Genomic DNA, 15151 nt, shown 5'->3' with positions numbered 1-15151 from the left:
CGCGGCGAATTGTCCAGAGCCGGTTCGCGCGCCGACGGCACCCGGTCAGGGCTCGTCGCGCTTCCTCTTGTCGTCGTCCTCGTCACGGGAGCTGTCGTCCTCGCCCAGGGACTTCAGGAAGTCGGGGTTGTCGTCCGGCGCGACCCACTGCTGACGCCGGCGCTCGCGCACGCCGGACCAGCCGTCGGCGGCGGGGCTGCGCTTCTTGCCCGCGATCAGCCAGGAGATCGAGCCGACCAGGGGGAACACCAGCACGAGGATCGCCCACAGCGGCTTGGGCATGTGGCGGATGTCCTCCTCCTTCGTGCTGATGCAGTCGATGAACGCGTACACGCTCAGCGCCAGTGGCACGAGAAACATCAACACCCGGAGCATGGGCCTTCTCCAGCGAAACGGTCGGCGGGCCGGGGGCACGGCCCCCGGGTTCAGGGCCAGGGTAGCCGCTCGGGGATACTTGACCCCATGGCTTACGACGATCTTCGTTCCCTGCTCAGGGCACTGGAACGCGAAGGCGACCTCAAGCGCGTCAAGGCCGAGGTCGATCCGTATCTGGAGGTCGGGGAGATCGTCGACCGGGTGCAGAAGTCCGGCGGTCCCGCGCTGCTGTTCGAGAACGTGAAGGGGTCCTCGATGCCCCTCGCGATGAACGTCTTCGGGACCGACCGGCGGCTGCTCAAGGCCCTGGGGCTGAAGTCGTACGGCGACATCTCCGACCGGATCGGCGGGCTGCTCAAGCCCGAGCTGCCGCACGGGTTCGTCGGGGTGCGCGAGGCGTTCGGCAAGCTCGGCGCCATGACGCACGTACCGCCGAAGAAGGTCAAGGACGGCCCGGTCCAGGAGGTCGTGCTCACCGGCGACGACGTCGACCTCGAGCAGTTGCCCGCCCTGTTCACCTGGCCCAAGGACGGCGGCTCCTTCTTCAACCTCGGGCTCACGCACACCAAGGACCCTCAGAGCGGCGTACGGAATCTGGGCCTGTACCGCCTCCAGCGCCACGACAAGCGCACCATCGGCATGCACTGGCAGATCCACAAGGACAGCCGCAACCACTACCAGGTGGCGGCCAGAAGGGGTGAACGGCTGCCGGTGGCCATCGCCTTCGGGTGTCCGCCCGCCGTGACCTACGCCTCGACCGCCCCGCTGCCCGGCGACATCGACGAGTACCTGTTCGCGGGCTTCCTCGCGGGCAAGCGGATCGAGATGGTCGACTGCAAGACCGTCCCGCTCCAGGTCCCGGCGCAGGCCGAGGTCGTGCTGGAGGGATGGCTGGAACCCGGGGAGATGCTGCCGGAGGGGCCCTTCGGCGACCACACCGGCTTCTACACCCCGCAGGAGCCCTTCCCGGCCCTGACGATCGACTGTGTGACGATGCGCCGCCGCCCCCTGCTCCAGTCGATCGTCGTAGGCCGGCCTCCGACGGAGGACGGACCCCTGGGCCGTGCGACGGAACGCTTCTTCCTCCCCCTGCTGAAGATCATCGTCCCGGACATCGTGGACTACCACCTGCCGGAGGCCGGCGGCTTCCACAACTGCGCGATCGTCTCGATCGACAAGAAGTACCCCAAGCACGCCCAGAAGGTGATGCACGCGATCTGGGGCGCGCACATGATGTCCCTGACCAAGCTGATCGTGGTCGTCGACTCCGACTGCGATGTGCACGATCTGCACGAGGTCGCCTGGCGGGCGCTCGGCAACACGGACTACGCCCGCGACCTGTCGGTGGTCGAGGGCCCGGTGGACCATCTCGACCACGCCTCCTACCAGCAGTTCTGGGGCGGCAAGGCGGGCATCGACGCGACGAAGAAGTGGCCCGAGGAGGGCTACACGCGCGACGGCGGCTGGCCGGACATGGTCCTCTCGGACCCGGATACGGCCGAACGGGTGACGCGACGCTGGAAGGAATACGGACTGTGACGCAGCGAGGGAGCATGGAGAGCGGTCGCCCTGGCGTGGATCGTCCCCGCCGACGCGGGGGTTGTCCGGTCGAGCGCCGGTGGACGGAGTACGGCCTGTGAGCAGTGCATCCGCCGCAATTCCTCAGCCAGGGCGCACCAAAGCCTTCCTGCGCCTGGTCATGATCGAGCACTCGGTGTTCGCGCTGCCCTTCGCGTACATCGCCGCGCTGACGGCGATGTTCCAGTTGGACCGGAACATCCACTGGGGCCGGCTCCTCCTGGTGACCATCTGCATGGTCGGCCTGCGCACCTTCGCGATGGCGGTCAACCGGATCATCGACCGCGAGATCGACGCGCGGAACCCGCGCACCGCCCACCGCGAGCTGGTGACCGGCGCGATGTCGGTCCGCCACGCCTGGACCGGCGCCCTGATCGCCCTGGTGATCTTCCTGGGCGCGGCGGCCCTGCTGAACCCCCTGTGCCTGGCCCTCGCCCCCATCGCGGTGATCCCGATGGTGGTCTACCCCTACGGCAAACGCTTCACGAACTTCCCCCAGGCCATCCTGGGCCTGGCCCAGGCCATGGGCCCGGTCGGCGGCTGGCTGGCGATCACCGGGTCCTGGTCCTGGGACGCGGTGATCCTCGGCCTGGCCGTCGGCATCTGGATCGGCGGCTTCGACCTGATCTACGCCTGCCAGGACGTCGAGGCCGACCGCGAGATCGGCGTCATGTCGGTGCCGGCCCGCTTCGGCATCCCGGCGGCGATCTGGGGCGCCCGGGCCTGCCACGCGATCACCACGGCCCTGTTCGCCTGGTACGCCGTCGTCACGGACGCGGGCACGTTCTTCTGGCTGGGCCTGCTGATCGTGGCCGGCGCGTTCGGGTACGAGCACTCGATCGTCCGCCCGCATGACCTGTCCCGCCTGAACAGGGCGTTCTTCAGCGTCAACGGGTTCATCGGGATCGCCCTGTTCGTGTGCGCGCTGCTGGATCTGCTGGTTCGGGGTCTGACGGTCTGACGGAGATCGGTCTGACGCAGATCGCCGAAGGCAGCGACGTGATGGCTCGTCATCATCCGCTACGGCCCCGACCCGACCGTCGGCCCTAAAGTTCGCCCCCTGCCCTGAGCGCGGCCCGGCGGCGGAAGACGAACGCCGCCGCCACGCCCGCCACCAGGCCCACCAGATGCCCCTGCCAGCTCACGCCGGACTGGGTCGGGGCGAGGCCCGCCAGGATCGCGCTGCCCCAGATCGCGCCCACCAGCAGGCCGACCAGGACGCCCAGCGGGCGGCGCTCCACGAAGCCGGTGACCAGGAGGAAGCCGAAGAGGCCGAAGATCAGGCCGGAGGCGCCCGCGGTGTTGGTGCCGGACGGGGATATGAGCCACACCCCTATGCCGTCCGCCACGATGACCAGGGCACAGACGGCCAGGAACCGGCGTATGCCGCCGAGCGCGGCCAGGAACCCGAGGACCAGCAGCGGCACGCTGTTCGCGGCGACATGGGCGAAGCCGAAGTGGATGAAGGAGGCCGGGACGACGTCCACCAGCTCGGACGGCTCGCGCGGCACGATGCCGAACCGGTCCAGCGCATGCCCGCTGACCACGTCCGCCACTTCCAGCAGCCACAGCAGCGCCACCCAGCCCAGCATCAGCTTGGCCGCTGTCAACGCCCGCTCACCGCGCGACCACTCGCGCCCCGTGTCCCATGGACCCGATGTACCCGGCATGGCAACCCCCGCCCGACTTCGTCCCCCCTGGGAACGCCTGGCCCCCCTTGGTCGGTTCCCACCCCGCGACGCCGGATAGGCTCGGTGTCGTGAACCCAGTCAAGCCAGGAGAGACGCCGCGTGCGCCTTGGATCGTAGGGGTGTCCGGCGCCTCCGGCACCCCATACGCCGCCGCCGTGCTGCGCGCGCTCCTCGCCGCCGGGGAGCGCGTCGACCTGGTCGTCAGCCGGGCGTCGCGGCTCACCCTGCTCGACGAGACGGGGATCGCCTTCCGGGACGCCCACTGGGAGGACGACCTGCGGGAGTGGCTCGCGCGGGGCGCCGACGGCAAGCCCGGCACCTTCGAGGCGGACATCGAGGGCGTGCGGTACTGGAACGCCGGGGACCTCGCCGCCGGGCCGTCCTCGGGGTCGTATCCCACCAAGGGGATGCTGATCGTGCCCGCTTCCACGGCCTGCGTCGCCGGAGTCGCGCTCGGGCTGTCCAAGGACCTGTTGCAGCGGGCGGCGAGCGTGACCCTGAAGGAGGGGCGCGCGCTCGTGGTCGCCGTACGGGAGACGCCCCTGAACGGGCAGACGCTTCGGCACCTGGTGACGCTGGACGACGCGGGCGCGAGCGTCGTCCCGGCCTCGCCCGCGTTCTACGCCGGGGCCACGCACATCCAGGACCTGGTGGACTTCGTCGCGGGGCGGGTGCTCGACGCGGCGGGCGTCGAACACCGGCTCTACCGCCGCTGGAAGGGCGAACTGGGCGGGGGCGCCCGGACCGACTGAGCGGCACTCATCACTTCAGGCAGCAGTACTTCAGGCATCAGTTCAGGAACTACGTCAGACCTCTTCAGCGGAAGGCTTTCAATCGCATGGACGCGGTGGACAGGCAGCTCATCCAGGCCCTGAGGGAGAACGGCCGGGCCTCCTACGCGGAGCTGGGGCGCCTCGTCGGCCTGTCGGGCCCCAGCGTCACCGACCGCATCAACCGGCTGGAGGCGGCCGGCGTCATCACCGGCTACCGCGCCACCGTCGACGCCGCCTCGCTCGGCCTCGGCGTCACCGCGCTGATCGGCATCTCGCTCTCCGACGCCACCGACCACGAGGACGTGGCGAGCCGGCTGCGGGACCTGAGCGAGATCGAGGACTGCTGGTTCATCGCCGGCGACGACTCGTACATGCTCAAGGTGCGCGCGGCGGACGTGGACGGCCTGGAGAAGATCATCCGGCGGCTCAGCGGGACGAAGGGCGTCTCCCGGACCCGTACGACGATCGTGCTCTCCACCAAGTGGGAGAACCGGGTCGGGGAATTGCCCGAGGAAGTGTAGGCGTACGGTTTACGGAGTCTGTCTGAGAGAGGTGCACGCATGGACGTCGGGCTCAAGCGCGAGCTGGAGGACAAGGTCAGGGCGGGTGTCCGCCTGACCCGTGAGGACGGCATCGCGCTGTACGAGTCGGACGACCTGGCGTGGCTCGGCGGTCTCGCCCACGAGGTGCGCACCCGCAAGAACGGTGACGTCGTGCACTTCAACGTCAACCGGCACCTCAACATGACCAACGTCTGTACGGCCTCCTGCGCCTACTGCTCCTTCCAGCGCAAGCCGGGGGAGAAGGACGCGTACACGATGCGCATCGAGGAGGCCGTGGGGCTGGCCAAGGCGATGGAGTCGGAGAACCTCACCGAGCTGCACATCGTCAACGGGCTGCACCCGAACCTCCCGTGGCGGTACTACCCGCGTTCCCTGCGGGAGCTCAAGGCCGCCCTCCCGAACGTCTCCCTGAAGGCCTTCACGGCCACCGAGATCCATCACTTCGAGACGATCAGCGGCCTGTCCGCGTCCGAGATCCTCGACGAGCTCATCGACGCCGGTCTGGAGTCGCTGACCGGCGGCGGCGCGGAGATCTTCGACTGGGAGGTCCGACAGCACATCGTGGACCACCGCACCCACTGGGAGGACTGGTCCCGTATCCACCGCCTGGCGCACGAGAAGGGTCTGAAGACCCCGTGCACCATGCTCTACGGCCACATCGAGGAGCCGCGGCACCGGGTGGACCACGTGCTCAGGCTCCGTGAGCTCCAGGACGAGACCGGCGGCTTCCAGGTCTTCATCCCGCTGCGCTACCAGCACGACTTCGTGGACATGAAGGACGGCAAGATCCGCAACCGCCTTCAGGAGCGCACCCAGATGGCGACCGGCGCGGAGGCCCTGAAGACCTTCGCCGTCTCCCGTCTCCTCTTCGACAACGTCCCGCACGTCAAGGTCTTCTGGGTCATGCACGGCGTCCAGACCGCGCAGCTCGCGCTGCAGCACGGCGCGGACGACATGGACGGCTCGGTCGTCGAGTACAAGATCACCCACGACGCGGACAACTACGGCACGCCGAACAAGCTGACCCGCGAGGACCTGCTGGACCTGATCCGGGACGCCGGGTTCCGCCCGGTGGAGCGCAACACGCGCTACGAGGTCATCCGCGAGTACGACGGCCCGGACCCGGCGCGCAGGGAGTCCCCGCAGCCCATGCGCGTCTGACCGTCCGACCCGGTCGGCACGGGTCCGATGCGCCACGGCGGGTACTCGGGCGCCATGGTGAGCACAAAGGCACCCGAGGACGCCTACACCGCCGAACCCTTCCTCCCCGATCGCGGCGGCCTCCCGGCGCTGCGCCGGGCCGCCGCCGGCTGCCGTGGCTGCCCCCTGCACCGCGACGCGACCCAGACCGTGTTCGGCGCCGGGACGGCGGACGCGCGCGTCATGCTCGTCGGTGAGCAGCCCGGCGACCAGGAGGACCGCCAGGGCAAGCCGTTCGTCGGCCCCGCCGGCAGACTGCTCGACCGGGCCCTGGCGGAGGCCGGTATCGATCCGGGCGACGCGTATGTCACGAACGCCGTCAAGCACTTCAAGTTCACGCGCGCGGAGCCCCGCAAGCGCCGTATCCACAAGGCGCCGTCCCTGCGTGAGATGACGGCGTGCGGCCCTTGGCTGGCCGCCGAACTGGCCGTGGTGGAGCCGGAGCTGATCGTGGTGCTGGGCGCGAGCGCGGGCAAGGCGCTGCTGGGGTCGTCGTTCCGGGTCGGGCAGGCGCGCGGGGCGCTGCTGGAGCGCGAGATCCACGGGCGGCCGGAGAGACTGGTGGCGACGGTGCATCCGTCGTCGGTGCTGCGGGCGCAGGATGACGAGGACCGCAAGGCCGCGTACGACGGGCTGGTCTCCGATCTGAAAGTGGCGGCGCGAGCGCTGACGTAGTAAGCGCGGGATTGGTGTTGCGGGAGGGGGACGCCCCTCCCGCATCCTTCACCTTTGCGTTGGCTGATGACCTGCGGTCACCGTGTACAGCCACACCGTTCCTCGCAAAGCCCGGCCAGTGGCTGAGCTCCGCAACCGGGATGTCCCGGACGCCCCGCGAACGGTCTTCGGGGTCGGAAGGCGCGCTGTTCCGCCTCGGCGATCCGCGTCTTACGACCCCGATGGGCTTGCGCGAAGTCCTCAGTGGGGCTGGTCCACCTTCCCTGCGGTCCTCGGCTGCAAGCGCCCCGACGGGTAGCTCTCTCGGCCAGCCTATCACCCAGAGGGAGCATTCGCTGACTAAACGTGACTCGGCCGGTTGGCCGACGCCATCCGGGTCGCCCCGGGCGAGGACCGGGACGACGTGATCATGCTGCTGCCGCTCGACTGAGCCGCAGCGACCCCCCTGCAAGATCGGTGGCCCGCCGTGCTTCACTGGACGGTGGCCCTGTTTGGAATCGAAAGAGTGGATTGAGATGCTCCGCTACACACTGATGCGCCTCGGGATCTTCGTGGGCTGCCTCGTGGTCGTCTGGGGCCTCGTCTACTCCGGTGTCGCCCCGCGCGGCCTCGGCGACTCCAACGGCATGTGGATCGTCCTGCTCGCGCTGGTGATCTCGGCCCCGATCAGCTTCGTCGTGCTGCGCAAGGAGCGGGACCGCGCGTCTGCCGGGATCGTCCAGCGCGTCGACCGGATGAAGGCCAACCTGGAGGCGAACCGCAGCCAGGAGGACACGGCCGACGACACGGCTCGCGCGCAGGGGCAGGCTTCCCAGACCTCGTAGGGTCGCCGTACGGTCTCTGCCGGGTTCCGGCAGTGATACCGACAGGTAACTGTGCCGGGCCCCTCCCTTACCCTTGTCCGGATCATGTTGTGGGATGGCTGGAACCACATCGGGCCGACCGGTGTATGACCAGTAGGACCCGCATCCAACGGGCATCGGAACCACAAGGGGGAACCGTGGCACAAGCGCGAGCCCGCGCGAAGCAGGGCGCACAACGCCTCGCCCAAGCCGTCGCTTCCGGCACCGATCCGCGGGCGGCCGCGCAGCAGGAACTGCGGCGGCAGACCGGCGGACGAGGGACGGGGACGGACGGCGGCGAGCAGTACGACGTCCAGGGCCAGGGCATCGACCCGGCCGACTTCCCGGCCGCCCGGGAACAGGGCTCCACCGCCACCGTCATGCGGCAGAAGACCGTGCCGCTGGACGAGGCCGGGGAGGCGCTCGGCAGAAGCGAGCAGGTGCGCGAGGGCGGCGAGATGGTGCATGCCATCTGCCCGATGGTGATCCCCAAGGGCCGCTCGATCGTCTCCATGCTGCCGGTGCTGATGCTGCTCGTGCTGGGCGCGGTCGGCGCGTCGATCGTCGGGGCCGCGGGTGCCGACGTCCTGACCAACCCGCTGTTCGGCGTGCACTACTGGGTCGTGTCGGTCCTCGCCGTCGGCTTCGTGTGGTGGCGGCAGGGCATGGTCATGGTGCCGGACGGCTGCCAGGCGCTGATCACCCGGTTCGGCAAGCTGGAGAAGGTCGTGGGGCCGGGCCGGGTCGTGCTGCTGAGCCCGTGGAAGCGGGTGTCGTACATCGTCAACACCACGCGCGAGTACCCGTTCAACGCGCCGGTGCGCGAGGCGCCGACCCGGGGCGGTGTGAAGGCGTCGATCGACCTGTTCATCCAGTTCCGCATCAGCGACCCCACCGAGTTCGTCTACACCCTCGGCGCGGTGCGCGGCTTCGAGGAGAAGCTGAGCAACGCCGTCAGCGAGACCATCCGCAGCCTCATCTACGAGCAGGAGGCCGCCGGCATCTACGACATGGTCGGCGAGGACACCGGCCGTCTGCTGGAGCAGCTCAACCAGCAGTTCCGCCCGGCCGTCGAGCTGACCAACGCCAACATCACCCATGCCGAGCCCTCCGACCAGCGCTACCGCATGGACCTCGCGGCGCCCGAGATGGTGCGGGTGGCCAAGGAGGCCTACACCCACGAGTACGCGCTTCAACTGCGCAAGGAGCAGGACGAGGGCGACCTCACCCGGGAACTCGCCTCCAGCCAGGAGACGCTCTCCGCGATCCAGGCCGACATCGCCCAGTACCAGGCGCAGATGGACACGGCCGTCGAGCGCGAGACCAACCGCGCCGAGGCACTCGCCCGGCAGCGCTACGTCCAGGCCGAGTCGGAGGCGAAGGCGAACGCGGCCCTCCTGGAGGCACAGGCCCTCGACATCCGCGCCGTGACCGCGGCCGAGGCGCCCGAGATCCTCGAATACCGCTACCAGCAGCAGGTGCTGGACACGCTGGAGCAGGTCGCCGACCACCTGCCGCGGCTCGTGCGCATCGGCGGCACCGCGGACGCCGGGATCGACTTCCTGGAGCTGGCCCGCGAACTGGTCGGCGAGCGCGGCACGGAACTGTTCTCCGACGAGGACATGGCCGCCGTACGGGCGCGCCTGGCCGAGGTGTCCGAGCGGATCGCCGCGCGCGAGGGCGAGATCGGCGCGCTGCTCGCCGCTGAGCGGCCGACGGTGCCGCAGGTGCCCGACCAGTCCGCATCGGCCGACAGCTCCGACGCATCCGAGGAGGCCGCCCAGTGAGCAGCGCCCGTACCAACCGCAGGTCGGTCATCTCCGAGGCCGTCGCCCCCTGGAGCGACATCGCGCGCCTGCTGCGCGGCGGCGAGGCCGACACCCTGATCCCGGTCATCATCCCGCGCCACCGGCGCCGCCTGTGGTGGATGCTGCCGCTGTGGCTCGGCGTCTACGCCCTGCTCATGGGCGTGATGCTGTCCGTGGGCGAGGCGGAGTCCGACTCCACCGCCGGGGACCTCGCCTACGGCGCCCTGGCCTCCCTCTCCTACATCGGCGGCGCCGTGCTGCTGCTGATCGGCGCGCTGTGGTGGTGGCGCTCCTCGATCGTCGAGATCGAGCAGGGCACCAACGGCGTGCTGACCCGCTACGGCGCCGTCACCCGCACCCTGGACGCCGGCCGCCACTACCTGTGGCACCCGTGGTCCCGGGTGGACTTCGTCGTCGACACGGCCACCGAGATCCCGTACTCGGCACCGGTGATGGCCTGCCCGACGCAGGAGAACGTGCCGCTGCGCTCGATCGAGTTCTTCCTGAAGTTCCGCATCACCGACGCCGTGCTGTTCGTCCGCACCATCGGCGCGGGCAACTTCGACCTGGTGCTCTCCAGCGCCGTACAGGACGCGATCCGGCAGCGGGCGCGGAAGATGCGCACCGAGCGCGCCTACGACCTGCGCGGCTCGGACGTGGCCGACATGCAGGAGCTGCTCAACCGCCAGCTCTCCGTCTACGGCGTGCGCATCACCGGCTCCAACATCCCGGATGTGCAGCTTCCGGCGCAGTACCAGCAGCACCTGGCCACCCGGGAGCGGGTCGCCAAGGAGCGCACCGCCTACGAGCAGGAGTGGGGCCTGATCCGCAAGCGCCGGATCGACCAGCTCGGCATGGACATCGAGCGGGCCAAGAAGGTGCGCGACGCCCGGATCGTCGAGGTCAAGGCCGCGCTGAACCGGGCCCGCGAAGAGGTCGCGCAGTTGCTGGAGCAGCAGGAGACCAACGCCCAGCGCGTGCGGTTCGAGATCGAGACGCGCGGTCGCAGCGGCCTGATCGCCGCCGAGAACGAGGCCCGCGCCCAGCGCGCCCTCGCCAAGGCCTACCGCGACAACCGCGCCGTCCTGCAGTACGAACTGGCCCGGCGCCGCCTGGAGGTGGGCGCGAAGCTCGCCGGGAAGGCCCCGCAGCCGGTGGTCGTGCGCACCGACGGCACGAGCGCCGACACCTCGGCCCTGTCGACCCTCCTCACGGCGCAGTTGCTGCCCCGGATGACGGCCCTGCCGTCCGGCGACGGGCAGCCGTGGGGCGAGCGGACGGAGCGGCTCGGGCGGCTCGTGGACGAGATGAACGGCGACAAGTAGGGCAGCGGTTCGCAGCGGGCCGGGTGGGATCGACCCTCCCGGCCCGTACGCTAATCGGCATGGGTGCCGTGAAGACCAAGCGGATGCCGCGGGCCGTCCGTGAGCAGCAGATGCTGGACGCCGCCGTGCGGACGTTCGGGCAGCGCGGGTACATGGCCGCGTCGATGGACGAGATCGCCGAACTCGCGGGCGTTTCCAAGCCGTTGGTGTACCTGTACCTGAATTCGAAGGAAGATCTGTTCACTGCCTGCATACGCCGCGAGGCCGCAGCACTCACCGCGGCCGTGCGGGCCGGCGTGCGGCGCGAACTGCCGGCCGACCGCCAACTCTGGGAAGGCCTCGGCGCGTTCTTCGCGCACACCTCCCAGAACCCGGACGGCTGGTCCGTCCTGCACCTCCAGGCCCGCACCCACGGCGAGCCGTTCGCCTCCGAGGTCGACGAGATGCGCGCCGAGATCGTGGCGTTCGTGACCCAGTTGATCGTCGCGGCCGCCCGGGAGGCGCACCGCGACCCCGACTTCCCCGAGAGTGAGGTCGCCGGTCTCGCCGAGGCTCTCGTGGGGGCCGCCGAGTCGCTCGCCGACTGGGCCAACGCCGCGCCGGGGGTGACGGCGCGACAGGCGGCGGCCACGTTGATGAACTTCGCCTGGTCCGGATTGGGCAACCTGATGGACGGCAAGCCCTGGACGCCGCCGGACGCCGCTCACGAGGCGAGCGGACAGACCTCCCCGGCCAGATGAACGCGCTCGCCGCCGCCCCGTAGCTCGAACCGCCCGCCCTCGGCGGCGTACGTCACCGTCCCCGGCAGCAGCACCGGCGCCCGGAACTTCGCATCCACCCGGACCCGTTCAGGCACCCCGTGCGCGGCGAGGCAGCGGGCCACCGTCCACATGCCGTGCGCGATGGCACGCGGGAAGCCGAACAGGCGGGCGGTGAGGGGGTGCAGATGGATGGGGTTGCGGTCACCCGAGGCGGCGCCGTAGCGACGGCCGACGTCACCGGCGATGCGCCACCCGGCGACGGCGGGCAGCGGCCCGCGCGCCTCCTTCACAGGGTCGCGCACCTCCTTCGCGGGCTCGCGCACCTCCTTCGCGGGCTCGCGCGCCTCCTTCGCGGGCTCGCGCGCCCCCGTCGCCGGTTCGGGGGCCCGGTGCGGGGTGCGATGCCGGGCCAGATATGTGCTCCGCGACTCCCATACGACCTCCTCGCCCGCGCGGACCACGGTGAGCACGGCGGCCTCCGTGCCGCGCCGGTGCGGCGCCAGCCCGTCGACGCGCACGGAGAGTTCGTACTCCTCGGTGGCCGCCAGAGCCCGGTACTGGGTGATCGTGATCGAGGTGTGGACGAGCCCGAGCAGGGGCAGCGGGAAGTCCCGGCCGCTCATCAGCCGCATCGCCAGCGGGAAGCCGAGCACGTGCGGATAGGTCACCGGCAGGGCGTCCTCCCCGGTGGGAAAGCCGCACACCCTCTCGTACGCGGCCAGCCGGGCGAGGTCGACCCGAAGTCCCGGCAGCACGAGGCGGGTGCGCGGGAACTCCGCGTCGGGTCCGGGTCGTTTGAAGGGTGACAGCAGGGCGCCCTGGGTGAGCAGGGGCGGAAGGGAAGGAGCACTGGTGAGCACGAGATCCATCAGACGCCCCCAGCTAAAGGCATGGTCGGATTAGCGGAACGTAGCCGTTGTGTGGCAGACTGTGACCCGCACGCCCAGCGCCCAGGCGACGTCGGGCACCCTCCTCGGTGAGGTCGCGAGACCTGATCGACCAGCGTCCGGAGGGATGTGCCACGCGGGCTGACAGCTCCTGTTGTTCAGTACCAGGGCACGAAGGCGACGGGTTCTTGCTCCGAGCAGCGCTTTGGCTCGCCGAGCCCGTCAGAGACGCTCTGGCCGCATACGCGTTCGACCTGGCCGCGATGCCAGGTCGACGGCTGGTAGTAGACGCCGTCGCCACGATCCGGCCGCCCCGCCGCAGGGTCCCGCTCGCCAGCAGCGCGTCCGTCGTGCGCAGCACGCTCGCGAGATTGACGTCGAGCACCGAACTCCAGCGCTCGGCGGGCATGTTGACCAGCCGACGGTCACGGGTGATCCCGGCGTTGTGCACCAGCACGTCCAGCCCGTCCGGCAGCGCCTGTGCGATGCGCTCGCCCGCGTCGGGGGCGGTGATGTCGAGCGCGAGGGCGGTGCCGCCGAGCCGGTCGGCCACCCGCCGGGCGTCCCGCTCGGCCTGCGGCACATCGAGGACGACGACCCGGGCGCCGTCCCTGGCCAGCGTCTCGGCGACCGCCTCACCGATGCCGCGCGCGGCGCCGGTGACCAGGGCGGTGCGGCCGGTCAGGGGGCGGTCGGGGACGTCGGGCGCGGCCTGAGTGTCATCCGTAGTGCCGTCCGTCCAGTCCGCCGGCCCCACCTCGACGACCTGGCCGCTGACGTAGGCCGACTTGGGGGAGAGGAGGAAGCGCAGGGTTGATCCGGCGGCACGCGCGTCGGTGAGCCGTACGAGATTGACCGTGCGGCCGCGTCCGATCTCCTTGCCGAGCGAGCGGGTGAAGCCCTCCAGGGCCTGCTGGACGGCCGCCTGGTGGTGGTCGGCGGGGTCGAGGGGTGCGCCGAGGACGACGACCCGGCCGCTGTCCGCGACCGACCGCAGGACCGGGTGGAGGGCGGCGTGCACCTCGGCGAGCGTCTCGACGTCCCGGACCCCGGTGGCGTCCAGGAGGACGGCGGCCGGCCTCTCGGAGGAGGGCGTCAGGTCCAGGCCCGCGTCGGCCAGGTCGAGGTCCGACTTTCCGGCGGTGAGCAGGAGCCGGTCCCCCTTCAGCGCGGGGTGCTCCGGCGACCAGCGTCTGAGGGCCGCCGGCTGGGGCAGTCCCAGGCGGCGGTTGAGGAAGCGGCCGGGGGCCGTACCGGTGAAGCTCAGATAGCGGTCGGCCATGTCCCACTCCCAGTGCGCTCCGGTGCTGACTCCGGAGTAAGGTTACCCGAGGTAAGGCCATGCTGGACGTGAGGAGTGAGTGGAGATGAGCTCCCTTTCGGCGCCGGCGGTGCGGCGCGTGGCGGTCATCGGCGGCACCCGTGTCCCGTTCGCCCGCTCGGACGGCCCGTACGCCACCGCCTCCAACCAGGACATGCTCACGGCCGTACTCGACGGACTGGTCGAGCGGTACAGGCTGGGCGATCCGGGCGCGGTCGGCGAGTTCGTCGCCGGGGCCGTCCTCAAGCACGCCCGCGACTTCAACCTCGCCCGCGAGACCGTCCTCGGCTCGAAGCTGGACGCGCGCACGCCCGCGTACGACATCCAGCAGGCCTGCGGCACCGGCCTGCAGGCCGTGATCGCCGCCGCCAACAAGATCGCGCTCGGCCAGAGCGAGTCGGCGATCGCGGGCGGCGCGGACACGGCGAGCGACGCGCCCCTCGGCGTCAACGACGAGCTGCGCCGGATCCTGCTGGCGGCGAGGCGGGCCAAGTCCCTGGGCGGGCGGGTCAAGGCGCTGGCGCGCGTCCGGCCGTCCCACCTCGTCCCCGACATCCCGCGCAACGCCGAGCCCCGCACCAGGCTCTCCATGGGTGAGCACGCCGCCGTCACCGCCCGCGCCTGGGGTATCACCCGCGAGGCGCAGGACGAGCTGGCGGCCACGAGTCATCAGCGGCTGGCGGCGGCGTACGATCGCGGCTTCTTCCAGGACCTGGTGGTGCCCTTCCGCGGCCTGGAGCGGGACCAGAACCTGCGCCCCGGGTCGACGCCGGAGAAACTCGCCGCGCTGAAGCCGGTGTTCGGCCTGGACCGGCCCGACCCCACCATGACGGCGGGCAATTCGACGCCGCTGACGGATGGGGCGGCGGTCGTGCTGCTGGCGAGCGAGGAGTGGGCCGAGCGCCGGGGACTGGAACCGCTGGCCTACCTCACCGCCCACGAGACGGCGGCCGTGGACTTCGTCCGGGGCGATGTCGCGGACGGCGAGGACGGGCTGCTGATGGCACCGGCGTACGCTGTGCCGCGCATGCTGGAGCGCGCCGGACTCGCCCTCGCCGACTTCGACTTCGTCGAGATCCACGAGGCCTTCGCCTCCCAGGTGCTGGCCACGCTGGCGGCGTGGGAGAAGCGGGGACTCGGCACCCTGGACCGCACCCGGCTGAACGTCACCGGCTCCTCGCTGGCGACCGGTCACCCCTTCGCGGCGACCGGCGCCCGGATCGTGGCGACGCTGGCCAAGTCGCTGGCGGACAAGGGCGGTTCGGGACGCGGCCTGATCTCCGTGTGCGCGGCGGGCGGCCAGGGCGTCACGGCGGTTCTGGAGCGAAGGTAAGAAGAAGGTGAGGCGAAGC

The 15151-nt window shown here is 70.8% G+C and carries 15 protein-coding genes and 1 pseudogene; 12 read left to right on the top strand and 4 right to left on the bottom strand.

What is annotated here, in order from left to right; all coding sequences use genetic code 11:
* Nucleotides 1–45: 45 nt before the first annotated feature.
* A complete protein-coding gene (locus tag ACP4J3_RS33435; protein ID WP_426539954.1) occupies nt 46–375 on the bottom strand; it encodes a PLD nuclease N-terminal domain-containing protein in 330 nt (109 codons plus the stop codon).
* 87 nt (nt 376–462) lie between these two features.
* Here ACP4J3_RS33435 and ACP4J3_RS33430 point away from each other — a divergent pair, with 87 nt between their 5' ends.
* Both ACP4J3_RS33430 and mqnP read left to right on the top strand, forming a co-directional pair.
* On the top strand, nt 463–1914 hold the full coding sequence (locus ACP4J3_RS33430; protein ID WP_426539952.1) for a menaquinone biosynthesis decarboxylase: 1452 nt from the start codon (nt 463–465) through the stop codon (nt 1912–1914).
* Between the two features lie 97 nt (nt 1915–2011).
* Nucleotides 2012–2914 carry a menaquinone biosynthesis prenyltransferase MqnP gene (mqnP, locus tag ACP4J3_RS33425; RefSeq protein ID WP_426539950.1) on the top strand — a complete coding sequence of 301 codons (903 nt, stop codon included), beginning with the start codon at nt 2012–2014 and terminating at the stop codon, nt 2912–2914.
* An 85-nt stretch (nt 2915–2999) separates the two neighbouring features.
* Here mqnP and ACP4J3_RS33420 read toward each other — a convergent pair whose 3' ends face one another.
* Nucleotides 3000–3623, bottom strand: a complete 624-nt coding sequence (locus ACP4J3_RS33420) for a rhomboid family intramembrane serine protease (protein WP_426539949.1) — start codon at nt 3621–3623, stop codon at nt 3000–3002.
* A gap of 89 nt (nt 3624–3712) precedes the next feature.
* Here ACP4J3_RS33420 and ACP4J3_RS33415 point away from each other — a divergent pair, with 89 nt between their 5' ends.
* The 9 genes and pseudogenes from ACP4J3_RS33415 to ACP4J3_RS33375 all read left to right on the top strand — a co-directional run bounded on the left by ACP4J3_RS33415 (nt 3713) and on the right by ACP4J3_RS33375 (nt 11570).
* Nucleotides 3713–4396 carry a UbiX family flavin prenyltransferase gene (locus tag ACP4J3_RS33415; protein WP_426539948.1) on the top strand — a complete coding sequence of 228 codons (684 nt, stop codon included), beginning with the start codon at nt 3713–3715 and terminating at the stop codon, nt 4394–4396.
* 86 nt (nt 4397–4482) lie between these two features.
* Complete coding sequence (locus tag ACP4J3_RS33410; protein ID WP_194042232.1) at nt 4483–4938, top strand: Lrp/AsnC family transcriptional regulator; 456 nt, start codon at nt 4483–4485, stop codon at nt 4936–4938.
* Between the two features lie 39 nt (nt 4939–4977).
* A complete protein-coding gene (gene mqnE, locus ACP4J3_RS33405; RefSeq protein ID WP_194042230.1) occupies nt 4978–6141 on the top strand; it encodes an aminofutalosine synthase MqnE in 1164 nt (387 codons plus the stop codon).
* Nucleotides 6142–6195: 54 nt separating this feature from the next.
* Nucleotides 6196–6855, top strand: a complete 660-nt coding sequence (locus tag ACP4J3_RS33400; protein WP_426539947.1) for a UdgX family uracil-DNA binding protein — start codon at nt 6196–6198, stop codon at nt 6853–6855.
* A 349-nt stretch (nt 6856–7204) separates the two neighbouring features.
* Nucleotides 7205–7285, top strand: a pseudogene (locus tag ACP4J3_RS33395) (GNAT family N-acetyltransferase); the annotation flags it as partial.
* An 85-nt stretch (nt 7286–7370) separates the two neighbouring features.
* Nucleotides 7371–7679, top strand: a complete 309-nt coding sequence (locus tag ACP4J3_RS33390; RefSeq protein WP_426539946.1) for a DUF4229 domain-containing protein — start codon at nt 7371–7373, stop codon at nt 7677–7679.
* 398 nt (nt 7680–8077) lie between these two features.
* Nucleotides 8078–9484 carry an SPFH domain-containing protein gene (locus ACP4J3_RS33385; protein ID WP_426540024.1) on the top strand — a complete coding sequence of 469 codons (1407 nt, stop codon included), beginning with the start codon at nt 8078–8080 and terminating at the stop codon, nt 9482–9484.
* Nucleotides 9481–10830: an SPFH domain-containing protein gene (locus tag ACP4J3_RS33380; protein ID WP_426539945.1), complete on the top strand. Its 1350-nt coding sequence runs from the start codon at nt 9481–9483 to the stop codon at nt 10828–10830. The genes ACP4J3_RS33385 and ACP4J3_RS33380 overlap by 4 nt, the downstream gene beginning before the upstream one ends.
* Nucleotides 10831–10889: 59 nt before the next feature.
* Nucleotides 10890–11570 (top strand): TetR/AcrR family transcriptional regulator, encoded by a 681-nt coding sequence (locus ACP4J3_RS33375; protein WP_426539944.1) that lies wholly within the window; start codon nt 10890–10892, stop codon nt 11568–11570.
* Here the strand turns inward: ACP4J3_RS33375 and ACP4J3_RS33370 are convergent.
* A complete protein-coding gene (locus ACP4J3_RS33370) occupies nt 11534–12460 on the bottom strand; it encodes a MaoC family dehydratase (RefSeq protein ID WP_426539943.1) in 927 nt (308 codons plus the stop codon). The two genes, ACP4J3_RS33375 and ACP4J3_RS33370, sit on opposite strands and share 37 nt — an antisense overlap.
* Before the next feature lie 13 nt (nt 12461–12473).
* Nucleotides 12474–13760, bottom strand: coding sequence for an SDR family oxidoreductase (locus ACP4J3_RS33365; RefSeq protein WP_426539942.1), 1287 nt, complete (start codon nt 13758–13760; stop codon nt 12474–12476).
* A gap of 85 nt (nt 13761–13845) precedes the next feature.
* Between ACP4J3_RS33365 and ACP4J3_RS33360 the strand changes: the two genes are divergently transcribed.
* Nucleotides 13846–15132 carry an acetyl-CoA C-acetyltransferase gene (locus ACP4J3_RS33360; RefSeq protein WP_426539940.1) on the top strand — a complete coding sequence of 429 codons (1287 nt, stop codon included), beginning with the start codon at nt 13846–13848 and terminating at the stop codon, nt 15130–15132.
* Nucleotides 15133–15151: the final 19 nt, after the last annotated feature.

It is taken from the genome of Streptomyces sp. UG1 (assembly GCF_049974585.1).
In the GTDB taxonomy this organism is placed as follows: domain Bacteria; phylum Actinomycetota; class Actinomycetes; order Streptomycetales; family Streptomycetaceae; genus Streptomyces.
Note: the sequence above shows the minus strand (reverse complement) of the source record. Positions and strands in the feature narration are given on the sequence as shown.

What these genes read in the sequence shown, in the direction of transcription:
- ACP4J3_RS33435 (WP_426539954.1), bottom strand. Translation starts at nt 375, where the DNA reads ATGCTCCGGGTGTTGATGTTTCTCGTGCCACTGGCGCTGAGCGTGTAC.
- ACP4J3_RS33430 (WP_426539952.1), top strand. Translation starts at nt 463, where the DNA reads ATGGCTTACGACGATCTTCGTTCCCTGCTCAGGGCACTGGAACGCGAA.
- ACP4J3_RS33420 (WP_426539949.1), bottom strand. Translation starts at nt 3,623, where the DNA reads ATGCCGGGTACATCGGGTCCATGGGACACGGGGCGCGAGTGGTCGCGC.
- ACP4J3_RS33410 (WP_194042232.1), top strand. Translation starts at nt 4,483, where the DNA reads ATGGACGCGGTGGACAGGCAGCTCATCCAGGCCCTGAGGGAGAACGGC.
- mqnE (WP_194042230.1), top strand. Translation starts at nt 4,978, where the DNA reads ATGGACGTCGGGCTCAAGCGCGAGCTGGAGGACAAGGTCAGGGCGGGT.
- ACP4J3_RS33400 (WP_426539947.1), top strand. Translation starts at nt 6,196, where the DNA reads ATGGTGAGCACAAAGGCACCCGAGGACGCCTACACCGCCGAACCCTTC.
- ACP4J3_RS33390 (WP_426539946.1), top strand. Translation starts at nt 7,371, where the DNA reads ATGCTCCGCTACACACTGATGCGCCTCGGGATCTTCGTGGGCTGCCTC.
- ACP4J3_RS33385 (WP_426540024.1), top strand. Translation starts at nt 8,078, where the DNA reads ATGCGGCAGAAGACCGTGCCGCTGGACGAGGCCGGGGAGGCGCTCGGC.
- ACP4J3_RS33375 (WP_426539944.1), top strand. Translation starts at nt 10,890, where the DNA reads ATGGGTGCCGTGAAGACCAAGCGGATGCCGCGGGCCGTCCGTGAGCAG.
- ACP4J3_RS33370 (WP_426539943.1), bottom strand. Translation starts at nt 12,460, where the DNA reads ATGGATCTCGTGCTCACCAGTGCTCCTTCCCTTCCGCCCCTGCTCACC.
- ACP4J3_RS33365 (WP_426539942.1), bottom strand. Translation starts at nt 13,760, where the DNA reads ATGGCCGACCGCTATCTGAGCTTCACCGGTACGGCCCCCGGCCGCTTC.
- ACP4J3_RS33360 (WP_426539940.1), top strand. Translation starts at nt 13,846, where the DNA reads ATGAGCTCCCTTTCGGCGCCGGCGGTGCGGCGCGTGGCGGTCATCGGC.